General features: G+C 36.7%; 10 protein-coding genes and 1 riboswitch. Of the genes, 3 read left to right on the forward strand and 7 right to left on the reverse strand.

Annotated features, from left to right (window positions below; all coding sequences use genetic code 11):
• Nucleotides 1-33 precede the first annotated feature (33 nt).
• Nucleotides 34-129, reverse strand: a riboswitch (SAM riboswitch).
• Between the two features lie 121 nt (nucleotides 130-250).
• The 4 genes from A33S_RS0109305 to A33S_RS0109320 form a co-directional block, all read right to left on the reverse strand.
• The gene (locus A33S_RS0109305; protein ID WP_009382895.1) at nucleotides 251-1378 is read right to left on the reverse strand and encodes an amidohydrolase; all 1128 of its coding nucleotides are present in this window, start codon (nucleotides 1376-1378) and stop codon (nucleotides 251-253) included.
• 158 nt (nucleotides 1379-1536) lie between these two features.
• Complete coding sequence (gene hutI, locus A33S_RS0109310) at nucleotides 1537-2772, reverse strand: imidazolonepropionase (RefSeq protein WP_009382896.1); 1236 nt, start codon at nucleotides 2770-2772, stop codon at nucleotides 1537-1539.
• Nucleotides 2772-4436: a urocanate hydratase gene (gene hutU / locus A33S_RS0109315; RefSeq protein ID WP_009382897.1), complete on the reverse strand. Its 1665-nt coding sequence runs from the start codon at nucleotides 4434-4436 to the stop codon at nucleotides 2772-2774. Before hutU ends, hutI begins: the two co-directional genes overlap by 1 nt.
• 60 nt (nucleotides 4437-4496) lie before the next feature.
• Nucleotides 4497-5774: a YjiH family protein gene (locus A33S_RS0109320; protein WP_009382898.1), complete on the reverse strand. Its 1278-nt coding sequence runs from the start codon at nucleotides 5772-5774 to the stop codon at nucleotides 4497-4499.
• Between the two features lie 235 nt (nucleotides 5775-6009).
• On the opposite strand from A33S_RS0109320, the gene A33S_RS0109325 reads away from it, so the two are divergent.
• Nucleotides 6010-6903: a LysR family transcriptional regulator gene (locus tag A33S_RS0109325; protein ID WP_009382899.1), complete on the forward strand. Its 894-nt coding sequence runs from the start codon at nucleotides 6010-6012 to the stop codon at nucleotides 6901-6903.
• Here A33S_RS0109325 and hutG read toward each other — a convergent pair.
• Nucleotides 6881-7810: a formimidoylglutamase gene (gene hutG, locus A33S_RS0109330; protein WP_009382900.1), complete on the reverse strand. Its 930-nt coding sequence runs from the start codon at nucleotides 7808-7810 to the stop codon at nucleotides 6881-6883. The genes A33S_RS0109325 and hutG overlap by 23 nt on opposite strands.
• Before the next feature lie 244 nt (nucleotides 7811-8054).
• Between hutG and sdpC the strand changes: the two genes are divergently transcribed.
• The gene (gene sdpC / locus A33S_RS11945; protein ID WP_017176773.1) at nucleotides 8055-9278 is read left to right on the forward strand and encodes a peptidoglycan release complex CPBP-like subunit SdpC; all 1224 of its coding nucleotides are present in this window, start codon (nucleotides 8055-8057) and stop codon (nucleotides 9276-9278) included.
• 94 nt (nucleotides 9279-9372) lie between these two features.
• Here sdpC and A33S_RS0109340 read toward each other — a convergent pair whose 3' ends face one another.
• The gene (locus tag A33S_RS0109340; RefSeq protein WP_238537489.1) at nucleotides 9373-10785 is read right to left on the reverse strand and encodes an alpha/beta hydrolase; all 1413 of its coding nucleotides are present in this window, start codon (nucleotides 10783-10785) and stop codon (nucleotides 9373-9375) included.
• Nucleotides 10786-10906: 121 nt separating this feature from the next.
• Nucleotides 10907-11596, reverse strand: a complete 690-nt coding sequence (rpiA, locus tag A33S_RS0109345; protein ID WP_017176775.1) for a ribose 5-phosphate isomerase A — start codon at nucleotides 11594-11596, stop codon at nucleotides 10907-10909.
• Nucleotides 11597-11863: 267 nt separating this feature from the next.
• On the opposite strand from rpiA, the gene isaB reads away from it, so the two are divergent.
• Nucleotides 11864-12406 (forward strand): immunodominant staphylococcal antigen IsaB family protein, encoded by a 543-nt coding sequence (isaB, locus tag A33S_RS0109350; protein WP_017176776.1) that lies wholly within the window; start codon nucleotides 11864-11866, stop codon nucleotides 12404-12406.
• Nucleotides 12407-12549 lie beyond the last annotated feature (143 nt).

A 12549-nucleotide genomic window follows, 5' to 3' on the forward strand; every position in this document is an offset into this window, starting at 1 on the left:
AATATGTGAAAAAGAAGAAAGGTTGAATTTAACTTCTTATCTTCAGCATATTGCTTCTGGAATTGGCACACGCATCACCATGTTGCCGAAGTTTCGTAGGGCCAGTCCCTCCACTTCTCTTGATAAGATCTATATAAGATTTTTGAATTTGTGCTCGAGTTAATAACTCATTTTAGCATTGGTAAAACATTTAATCAATACATGATTTAAATTTAATTCTTAATTAAATATATTTGGTACACTTAATCAATCAACTTTCCTGATTAAGTAACCGCTTCGCTAATGTCACGAAATAGTCCGGTACTTTTTCTAGAATACCTTCATCTGGATCATATTTCGGATGATGCAACTGATACTCACTTTCTGAGCCAATCATAACGAACACGCCTGGATAGTGCTTCGTAAAGCCAGAAAAATCTTCGCCAATTGTGAGTGGTTCATCAAAAATTGTTACGTCATATCCAGTTTCTTTTGCCACTTCAATCGATTGTTCAGTAAGTTTATAATCATTGTACACAGCACCAGGTAAATGAGTATAGGTTGTCTTGATATCGACATCAAACATGGTTTCTAAGCCAGTCGCAATGTCTTTTAATCGTTTTTCAACATAGCTTTGAACCTTCTTATCAAAGGTTCTCACGGTACCTTGTACATAAGCAGTCTCTGGAATGACATTCCATGTTTTACCACTTGTCACTTCACCTATAGATACAACAGCGCGATCAAACGCTGAAACATTGCGACTTACTATAGATTGTATACTTGTAATTAACTGACCTAAAACGATTGAAGGATCGTTACCATCTTCCGGTCGCGCTGCGTGCGCGCCTTTTCCAGTGATTTCAAACTCGAAACGATCAACATTAGATGTTAAGATACCTGATTTCACTCCGAATTCACCGACTTTTAAAGAAGGATAATTGTGAAAACCAAGTATCGCCTCGCAACCTTCTAACACATTCGCCTTAACCATGTCTGTAGCACCATGACCAAGTTCTTCTGCTGGTTGAAAGACAAATCTCACACGCCCTTGAAGTTCATCCTCAATGCGCTTTAACTTAACTGCAGCACTTAGCACGCTCGCCATATGAATGTCGTGACCACATGCATGCATCACGTCATCATATTTAGATCTAAAGGTGTTAAACACTTCCTCATGAATAGGTAAGGCATCGATGTCTGAACGTATGGCAATCATGCGATCCCCTGAACCAACTTCAGCAACAACACCCGTCTCAAGGTCAAAATCTAATATCTTGATGTCGAACTTTTTAAGGATCTTCTTAATGTTTTTAGTCGTACGATATTCTTCATCAGAAAGTTCTGGATAGCGATGAAACATCCGTCTCCATTCAATCGTTTGTTCATAGTCATACATGATATCGACTCCCCTGTTATTTAAAAATACGCCTAACGAAAACTATAGTGCTATGCTAACACAATTTTTAGAATTTTGTGATAACATAGCGTAAAAAAGATTATAAAAATACCCCAACACTTATCTAAAGCGTTGGGGTATAGCATTTAGTCAATGCTTTATTTTAAAGATAAGTCACGATCTACGATAACTTTACCGTCTTTGATAACTTTATCTACATGGTTAACACCATATTTGTACGTAACGAATTCGTGGTTAGGTGCGTTCCAAAGCACGATATTCGCTTTGTCACCTTCGTTAATAGTACCTGCATCAACGTTGATTGCTTTAGCAGCGTTAACTGTTACAGCATTCCAAATTTCGTTTGGTGATAATTTAAGTTTTAATGCTGCGATAGCCATAACCATTTGTAAGTTGTTAGTTACACAACTACCTGGGTTGTAGTCTGTAGCGATTGCAATTGCACCGTCGTTTTCTAACATACCACGTGCATCTGCATATTCTTCTTTACCAAGGTAGAATGTTGTACCTGGTAATAATACAGCTACAGTTTCGCTATCTTTAAGTTTTTTCTTATCTTCGTCACTTGAAGCAACTAAGTGGTCAGCAGAAATTGCATCTTCATCAATTGCAAGTCCTAAACCACCTAATGGGTCGATTTCGTCAGCGTGGATTTTCACGTCGAAACCATGTTTCTTAGCTTCTTGCATATAACGCTTAGATTCTTCGATTGAGAATACGCCTGTTTCGCAGAAGATATCAGCGAAGTCTGCATATTCTTTAACTTCAGGTAATAAATTAATCATTTCTTCTAAGAATGCTTCGTTTGATTCAGCATCTTTAGGTACAGCGTGTGGTCCAAGGAAAGTGTGACGCATATCTAGGTTATACTTTTCAGCTAAACGATTTGAAACTTTAAGTTGTTTTAATTCGTTTTCTTTATCTAAGCCATAACCACTTTTACTTTCAACAGCTAACACACCATGGTGAATCATTGTTAATAAGTCATGTTCTGCTTTTTCGAATAGTTCATCTTCAGATGCTTTACGTGTAGATTCTACTGTAGAAAGGATGCCGCCACCTTGTTCAAGGATTTCTAAATATGAAGCACCTTGGCGTTTTAAGCTCATTTCGTGTTCACGAGAACCACCGTGAATTAAGTGTGTATGCGCATCTACTAAAGATGGTGATACAACTTTACCAGTAGCGTCGATTGTTTCTTCAGCTTCGTACTCTTCTGTATGCGGACCAGCATAAACGATTTTACCGTCCTTAACGACAACTGTACCGTTCTCAACAATTTCTAATTCATCAAGTGCTTTACCTTTTAAAGGTTTGTCAGTCTTCTTAGGTAATACAAGCTCCTTAATGTTTTGAATAACTAAATCGTTCATTACTTATCACCTTTCTCTGTAATCATTGGAATATGAACACCTTTTTCTTTTGCTACTTCTTTAGCGATGTCATAACCTGCATCAGCATGTCTTACTACTCCCATACCCGGATCTGTAGTTAATACACGTTCTAAGCGTTTTTCAGCTTTTTCTGAACCGTCAGCTACAACTACCATACCAGCATGAAGTGAGTAACCCATACCTACACCGCCACCGTGGTGGAATGAAATCCATGAACCACCTGCAGCTGTGTTGATTAAAGCGTTAAGTACTGCCCAGTCACCTACAGCGTCAGAACCATCTTGCATACCTTCAGTTTCACGGTTAGGACTTGCTACTGAACCTGAATCTAAGTGGTCACGGCCGATAACGATAGGTGCTGAAATTTCTCCGTCGCGCACTAATTTATTAAGTGCTACACCCATTTTCGCACGTTCACCATAACCTAACCAAGCAATACGAGATGGTAAACCTTGGAATGAGATTTTTTCTTGAGCTAAGTCTAACCAACGATTAAGTTTTTCATTTTCAGGGAATAATTTACGCATTTCTTCGTCTGCACGTTCGATATCCTTAGGATCACCGCTTAATGCAGCGAAACGGAAAGGTCCTTTACCTTCACAGAATAATGGACGGATGTATGCAGGAACGAAACCTGGGAAATCAAATGCGTTTTCTAAACCTTCGTTATGCGCTACTTGACGAATGTTATTACCATAGTCGAATGCAATGGCACCTTTTTCTTGGAATTCTAACATTTGTTCAACGTGTCTACGCATAGAAGCGTTCGCTTTTTTAACGTATTCTTGTGGATCTTCTTCACGTAATTTTTTCGCTTCTTCTAAAGAATAACCATGTGGAACATAACCATTTAATGGGTCATGTGCACTAGTTTGGTCAGTGATGATATCCACTTTAAAGTCATCACGTTTAAGTAAATCTTCATATACATCTACTGCGTTAGCAACTAAACCAATTGATAAAGCTTTGCCTTCATCACGAGCTTCTGTAGCTAATTTAATTGCTTCTTCTAAATCGCTTGTTTTAACGTCGCAATATCGTGTTTCAATACGTTTGTCGATACGTGTTTCATCAACATCAATACCGATAACAACACCGCCGTTCATTGTTACAGCTAGTGGTTGCGCACCACCCATGCCGCCTAAACCAGCAGTTAATGTAATTGTGCCGCTTAAGTCTTCATCAAAATGTTGTCTAGCAAGCTCAGCAAATGTTTCGAAAGTACCTTGTACGATACCTTGTGAACCAATGTAAATCCAGCTACCAGCTGTCATTTGGCCGTACATCATTAAACCTTTTTTATCTAATTCGTTGAAGTGATCCCAGTTAGCCCAATGTGGAACTAATACTGAGTTTGATAATAAAACACGTGGTGCTTCATCATGAGTTTTAAATACAGCTACTGGCTTACCTGATTGAACTAACATTGTTTCGTCTTTTTCTAAATTACGAAGTGTTTCAACGATAGCATCGAAGCTTTCCCAGTTACGCGCTGCTTTACCAATTCCACCGTAAACAACTAGGTCTTCTGGACGTTCAGCAACTTCAGGATCTAAGTTGTTATATAACATACGTAAGACTGCTTCTTGTTCCCAGCCTTTACATTCGATTTCTAAACCTTTTTTTGCTTGAATATTTCTCATTTCCATCTCTCCTTAAACTGAATTAAATAAATCTATTATTTTAAAAGGTACATTCATGTGTTACCCAAAAATAAGTAATGCTATTGGTAATGTGATTAATAAAGTTAAAATAACGCGTTCAAACCATATCACAACAAGCTTCCATACCGAGATTTTAATGTCCGTTGACATAATAACTGGTACAACACTTGAGAAAAAGATGATGGCAGATACGCTCATCACACCTACTGTGAAACGAATTGCTAAATCGGCACTACCTGCAACCGCCGCAGGTAATAACATTTCAATGATTGAAAGCGTTGCTGCTTGAGATAAAGTTGATACATCATCAATCGGAAAGAACATTAAGAACGGGTAGAAAATATAAGAGATATACTTAATAATCGGTGTGTATTCAGCGATTACTAACCCTAAGAAACCAATTGACATGATTGATGGGATAATTGCAATTGTCATAACAACACCATCTTTTAAATTGGTTTTAACGTTCTCCCATAAAGATGCACTGTTTTTAACTGCGATTTTAGCTTCTTCCCATGCTTCTTTAAGTAAAGACATGTCTTGTTTTATTTCCTTTTGATAAGGTACGTTGTCGTATGTGCTTGTTGATTCAAATCTGATTGGAGGGATATGTACTGTAATTGCTGTTACTACGAATGTGATAACGAGCGTTAACCAAAAATATAAATTCCAATGTTCTAAGATTCCGAGTGTCTCTGCAACAATAATCATAAATGTAGCTGAAACCGTTGAAAATCCTGTCGCAATAATGACTGCTTCCTTGTGGTTATAGTGACCTTCTTTATATACTCTATTCGTAATAAGTAAACCAATTGAATAGCTTCCAACGAAGGACGCTACAGCATCTACTGCAGATTTACCAGGCGTCTTAAAGACTGGTCGCATAAATGGACGACATAAAACACCGATAAATTCGAGTAGGCCATAACCTACAAGTAGTGATAAGAATATTGCCCCTACAGGAATTAATACACCAAGCGGTAGCGCTAGCTTTTCAAATAGGAAAGGTCCTATCTTAGGATTTAAAACAAATCCAGGCCCTACCTTAAACACGACCATAAATCCGATGATTACCCCTAAGATTTTGAAGAATGTAAATATCTTCTCGGTAGTCGTTTTCTTCCATTGACCTGTTACGATTGGATAAATAGCACCAAGTATTAAAAGTAATAAAATATAGTACGGTAATACCGGCCCTACTGTATTCCTGATCAACGTAACTAAGTGATCAATTAAGATTGAGTTCTTTCCACCTATTTCCATAGGAACAAAGAAGAATAAGATACCTATAAAACTATATACAAAAAATTTCCACATGTACTTAATACACCCCTTTGTGTTAAGTACCATCCCACTTCCTTCTCTATTATAATATGATAAAATATAGCTAACTAATATTAATAAACTAATTATTTATAGGTTAAGTCTATTAATACCCCTAAAAACCTATAGTTTAGGGATTTTAAAAACGCATTAAAACGCCTGTATTTATTGGAATTTTTGAAATTGACAGATAATTGGAACGATATTTTGATAATAGGAGTAAAGATATATGAAGATCATTCAACTGGAATACTTTATCGCAATCGTGAAATATAATAGTTTTACTAAAGCTGCGCAGTTTCTACATATTAGTCAGCCTTCTTTAACTGCAACAATTAAGAAGATGGAAGAAGATTTAGGCTATGAATTGCTCACGCGTTCAACGAAAGCAATCAAAATTACAGAAAAAGGGATTCAATTTTACAACTATGCGACTGAACTCGTGCAAGAATATCATCAAACTTTAGAAAAGATGCACGACCTTAACTTTAGCCATGACCCTAAAATTAAAATGTCTATCTTAGAATCGACGAGCCGTTGGGTACCATTAGTCATTCATAAACATCGTCAATCATTCCCTGATCAACATTACCAAATATCAGAAGTTTTAGACCCAGAAATAACAATTCAGCAATTACTCAAGTTTGATATTCATATCGGATTAACGAATGACCAAATTAAGCACGAAGATATCACATCTATCCCGTTATATGAAGAAGATTATGTCATCGTGATGCCAGAAGATAAATTTCCTAACCAACGTTCAATTTCAATCAAGAATTTGCCACTCATTTTGCCAAATAAGCAATACCGTGTCAGAAAGCACTTAAATGATTACTTTAAACGACTTAATATCCGCGCGAACATTGTCATGGAAGTCGATCGCTTTGAAGCAGCAACGAACTTTGTTCATCAACATTTAGGATATGCCGTTATCCCGCGTGTCTACTATCAATCGTTTAACACAAGCAAACTGAAGACTTTACGCATGCGTCCAAACCTAAAGCGTACAATTTACATTAATTACCTCAAAAAAAGAAAGCACTCTGAACAAGTGCTTTCCTTAGTTAATCTATGTCGTGAGTATTGGGACATGAAATCTAATACATCACATGATGCATAATGTTCGCAATTAATTTAGCTGTACGATTATCTACATCATATGTTGGATTCATTTCAGCAATACTCATTGTATTTACTTTGTCTGACGCCGTAATACGTTTTGCTAATTCAAGAACAATATTTGGCGTTAAACCTAGAACTGCAGGTGCACTAACGCCTGGTGCGTATGCACTGTCAATAACATCCATGCAAAGTGTAAATAATACAATGTCATGATTTTGCATGAATAATTCAATTTTATCTTTAATTGGTGGCGCGATTTGGCCTTGTAATTCATCAGCTGTCACAAATTCAGTGTTCGTTTCCTCAGCATAGTCGAATAATCCTTGCGTGTTACCACTTTGTTGGATACCTAATACAAAGTAATCCGCATTATCGTCGTTATCGAGAATTTGTCTAAAGCAAGTACCTGATGTCGAATGCTTTTCTTTACGGTTATCGAAATGCGCATCGATATTAATGAAACCAATTGATGCATCAGGGTTCGCTTTACGTGCACCAAGATACTGTGCGTAAGCGATATCGTGGCCACCGCCAATTAAGAACGTGAAATTATTATGCGCCATTGATTTCTCAACGTAATCTGCATACTCTTTTTGCGTATCAATTAATTCATCGCGATCATGATACACATTACCATAGTCAGTAACTGTTTTTTTATCTAGGATTGGCAATCCTGAAAAGGCCTTTCGAATCGCGTCAGGACCTTCTTTAGCGCCAACGCGCCCCTTATTTAATTCAACACCTTTATCAATCGCGTAACCTAATATACCAATACCATCTTCTTTGTGATCTTCTGCCGCGTTGATATCTTCAAAGTTCACTGTTTGGAATAATCTGAAATGACGTTCTTCTGTTTCACTATCTAAACGCCCATTCCAAAGTTTTGATTCTGCTTGTTGATACATTACCTAACATCCTCCCTTTATTTAAGCCCTCAGATTAAGTATAAATGGTGACGATATTTAAAATCAAATACGCCATACGCGCACCTTTGGCACTTTATAAAGAACACCATTTTTTCAATCTGGTTGTTATTTTATTACATTTCAATGATAATTACCCATAACTAATTTATTTACAAACATTTCGTCGTTATAATATCATTATGCGATTATAATATATTGCATTTAGAGATTTGGAGGATTTACTATGACTAAAAAGCGCATCTCAGGCTTTCAATGGGCTATGACAATATTTGTCTTTTTCGTAATAACGTTTGGACTTCCACTTATTTTAAAAGACTTTCAAGACCTTATTACGACAAAGAAATTCGTATTTAGTATACTGTCATTCGCACCATTTATTGCTTCATTAATATGTATATTAGTATTCAAACATAAGCGCATTCAACTTGGTGATTTAAAATTAGGTATTAACTTGAAAGTAATTGAACGCCTATTACTCGCGATTTTACTACCTCTAATCATATTTATTATCGGAATGGTCTTATCTAATACATATGCAGATAGTTTTATTTTATTACAAGCAAAGGACTTATCCGTACCTTTATGGCAATTATTCCTAGGCCAACTTGCGACAGCCTTTTTACTAGAATTTGGTTTTCGTTCTTATTTACAACATATCGTTGAACAAAAGGTTTATACTTTTATCGCTTCGATTATCGTCGGTGTGATATACGCACTTTGGTTTACTGTGACGTCATTTGGTTTAACATTTGCGATGTACAATTTCTTATTTTACTTCGCCTTTTCATTAATTGCCGGTGAATTAATTCGTGGTACGAAAGGTCGTACGATCTATATTGCGACAGTATTCCATACGTTAATGGCAATTGGACAAATTTTCTTCTTTAGTGAAGAAACAGGCGAATTATTCTCAATCAAGCTTTTAAGTTTAACAACCTTAGCTGGTGCTTTAATTTACATTATCATTAATATGCTTATAAGGCTTTTCAAATATGGTAAAAATAAAGCGAAACAAAGACGTGCTAGAGGTTCTTATGATGAAAGTTTAAATACGGATTACCAACATAAACGTACGTATGATACCGATGAACTTGATGAAACGGACCGTTACGATTACTCAAACCGTCGCTCGGAAGCACACTATCAAGACAGATATGATAAACGTGAGGAACCTCAACATGCGTATCATGAACGTTATGACGAAACTCACGATCGTGATCCTGCTCAAGATGACTTCCAAGCCCAAACGCATGATAGTTGGCAACAAGACGATATTTCAGATCGAGATGAACGTAAACTCAATCAAGACCTCGATGAGAAATTTAACGAGCGTCGTCCATATTCTTCAAAGGTTACTCAAGACCAACATCCTGAAGTAGATGCGCAACCTGAAACATCAAAGAAAAGTAAGTTAAGAAGACGTCGTCCATTTAGAAACAAACGATAAGATGAAACAAGCCCTAGTACTAAGCACTTTAACCTTTAAGGTAAGTGACCTAGACTAGGGCTTATTTTTGTGTATTCAATTTGAAACGCAGCGTTTATTGGGCTCGTTCACGCTTTTCTTCGCGTTGTTTATTTTTCTTCGTATTTAAGCTATCAATCGAATTCAAGAATTCTAATTTCTTCTTCGTAAAGGTCTGTGTTTCTTTGGAATCAATATCCCCCATAAAACCATGACCTGCTCGGCCTTCATCTATGTCAGGTATATAAATATCTGCCTTAACATCATTTTGACTGAGTGACACAAAGTAATCTTTAGATTGGTCTGAGAAGGAACCAAAGTTACCATCTGATAAAAATGTTGGTGGAAAGTCTTCATTAATATATTCAATAAGATTCAATTTCTTATTTAATTTAGAACGATACACAACAAGCGGTTGGTCAACGTAGGCACTAAAGTATTGACCAAACATATAATCATTGAGTATATTTTCGCGATCCGTTTTGTGATTGCGTACTGGGTCTAACATCGGTACCTCTAAAACTTGTGCTTTGATATTATCTAAAGAAATGACTGGCTTAACTTTAACCATCTTCGCGTATTCAGGATTCGCTTGAATCGTAACGAATTCCGCTGCAAGTTGGCCACCAGCACTACCACCAGACATCACGATTTTATCCGTACCTATGCCGTAGCCTTTACCATAGTCCTTTAAGAAGGAAATTGCATCGGACACTTGTTGAACTTGAACAGGATGATGGTACTGCGGTGCAAGTGGATAGTTGATCGTTACAACGTTATAACCTGCATCAACCATCTTCTTATATTGATACAATAAGTTACTATCATTCGTCTCAGAATGCGGGTCACCTTCCATCTTATCCCCAGCAACCCAGCCGCCACCATGGATGTAAAAGAACGTTGGTCTATCAGGATCGACCTTCCCGTTTTTTGTCATAATATCCATGTAACTACGCGGTTTATCCGAATCATATTGAACATCGCTAATTAATTTATATTTACCATTAATAACTGAGATGCTCTCTTCAGCTTGAATATAGTTCTTCTCACCCATAATTTTCTGCGTCACAATACTAAAGATTTGCGAGTTGAAGCTCCCCGCGAAAAGCAATATCGTCGCAAGTGAAACAATCGCAAATACAATACCTTTCGACGTTTCTTCGATAACAAACCTTAATTTACCACGTTCATTTTTCTGAATGAAAAGACCAAAAATTAATAAACCGAATGCGATAAACATTACGGTGACTTGTGACAACACCCAAAATGCAATGTGGTTCGTAACAATCCAAACTACGTCCGTAAACGTAAAAAAGATAATCGCTAAAATTAAGGCGTTTCGAACACGCTTAGACATCAACCCTCTCATCATGTACATACCGAGTTGTAAGACAATGATGGTAATGATACCTAACGTGAGATGCTTGTTGATTAGAAATTGGTGAGCCGCAATGAGTAATATGAGAAGTAATCCAAAAGACCGAGACATCGTGTTGACTCTTGAATTCATAAGACTTTGCTCCTAACATACATTAAGGTTGAGTGTGACGCACTTACTTGGATGCTTCGAACATCATAATTTATTTGTGATATACCCTTATTATTTTCGATTAATTACTTTCCTTAAATACTTCCTCAACACCATTTTCTGTACCATAAATGACTTGAGTTGCACAGTCGATAAAGTATCCTGTTTCAAGAACTCCTGTTAAATGAATTAAATATTCGTGTAATGCTTTAGGATCAATCTTTTCAGAGAGAGCAAGGTCAAGAATATAATTACCATTATCCGTCACAAAAGGTTCTCCATCTTGTTCACGGCGTTCAGGCGTCACGCCTTCATATGAAGCGATATGTCTTTGAACGTGCACCCAGTTAAATGGATCGATTTCAACTGGTAATTTAAATGTTTCTCCAAGGTAATTAACGCGTTTACGTTCATCAACAAGTACGATAAATTGGTCAGCCATTTCATCGATAACTTTCTCTCTGAATAAAGCGCCACCACCACCTTTTATAAGGTTTAAGTCAGGGTCAACTTCGTCAGCACCATCGATCGCAAGGTCTATATGCGTCACGTCGTTCACTTCTTTAATCGGAATATTTAAACTTTCGGCTTGTGCTTTCGTTTGTTTAGACGTACAGACACCTGTTACATAAATGGACTGCTCTTGTAATGCTGCAATTTTAGGTACTAACAATTCAATCGTACTTCCCGTTCCGATACCTAAAACCATACCATCTTTAATATATTTGACCGCTTCATCGCACGTCATTTCCTTTAAAGCATTAACATCCATCTTGAAATCCTCCTCATACGATTCTTTATAAACTTATTGTACATCACTCAAGCGTAGTTATATAGTGTTATTGTAAATAAGCGTAATACCATTCATTTATAATTTAAATACTTTTTATAATAAGTAAATTTTATCACTTTTTGAAAAGTCATTAATTATATGTATTAAGAATTTAGTCGTTTTAGATGGTAAAACTGTTGTAATTTTTGTAACGTTACTGTAATGTAATACCCGTAAGCTAAATATAGTTAAAGGGGTTAAGATAATATGAAAAAGATGATTAAAGTTGTCGCAGCCACTGGAATTGCATTTAGTTCACTTTTCGCAACTGGAATGACGTTTAACAATGACGCTCACGCTCAAGACACGCAATCAGTTACACCTTGGTATGAATATAATGGTAATGCTGGTAATAACGCTGGATTCCTTGTAGACCAAGACTTCGTTCGCGCAGTTAAATATAATAACGTAACACTTAATGGTTATAAGTTAAATTTAGGAGCATATAACGTAGAAGAAACTTCTAGTAAATTTGATTCTAAATACGATCAACAATTCTTATTCTTTGATAAGGATAAACGCCCGGATGGAACTACTATCGTACTAGATGAAGGTCAATTAACTAAGAAAGACGTTTTTAAAGCCTACGGTACTAACTATGAATTTACACCTGCCTACCATACTCCTGATGGCGACGCATATAAAGTAAATGGAACATATACTTACAATTTAAATGGTAATAATGTATCATTCCGTATTACTAATGGAAACGTTGAAGTTGTTGGCTTAGGATCTACTGTCTGGGTTTAATACATTTGTCTTTGAGAGGCTGGGACATAAGTCGTTAAATAGAGCAATTAAGCTTTATTCCCTACAATTCTCAAAATAGCTGACTCAGAGGGCGGGGCCCCAGCACGGAAATTTGCGTAAGCAAATTATCAAGCTATGCAAGC

It is taken from the genome of Staphylococcus massiliensis CCUG 55927 (assembly GCF_000298075.1).
Lineage (GTDB): Bacteria > Bacillota > Bacilli > Staphylococcales > Staphylococcaceae > Staphylococcus > Staphylococcus massiliensis.

Coding starts and splice junctions, on each gene's coding strand:
- isaB (WP_017176776.1), top strand. CDS start 11,864: ATGAAAAAGATGATTAAAGTTGTCGCAGCCACTGGAATTGCATTTAGT.
- hutU (WP_009382897.1), bottom strand. CDS start 4,436: ATGAGAAATATTCAAGCAAAAAAAGGTTTAGAAATCGAATGTAAAGGC.
- A33S_RS0109340 (WP_238537489.1), bottom strand. CDS start 10,785: ATGTCTCGGTCTTTTGGATTACTTCTCATATTACTCATTGCGGCTCAC.
- hutI (WP_009382896.1), bottom strand. CDS start 2,772: ATGAACGATTTAGTTATTCAAAACATTAAGGAGCTTGTATTACCTAAG.
- rpiA (WP_017176775.1), bottom strand. CDS start 11,596: ATGGATGTTAATGCTTTAAAGGAAATGACGTGCGATGAAGCGGTCAAA.
- A33S_RS0109320 (WP_009382898.1), bottom strand. CDS start 5,774: ATGTGGAAATTTTTTGTATATAGTTTTATAGGTATCTTATTCTTCTTT.
- hutG (WP_009382900.1), bottom strand. CDS start 7,810: ATGTATCAACAAGCAGAATCAAAACTTTGGAATGGGCGTTTAGATAGT.
- A33S_RS0109305 (WP_009382895.1), bottom strand. CDS start 1,378: ATGTATGACTATGAACAAACGATTGAATGGAGACGGATGTTTCATCGC.
- A33S_RS0109325 (WP_009382899.1), top strand. CDS start 6,010: ATGAAGATCATTCAACTGGAATACTTTATCGCAATCGTGAAATATAAT.
- sdpC (WP_017176773.1), top strand. CDS start 8,055: ATGACTAAAAAGCGCATCTCAGGCTTTCAATGGGCTATGACAATATTT.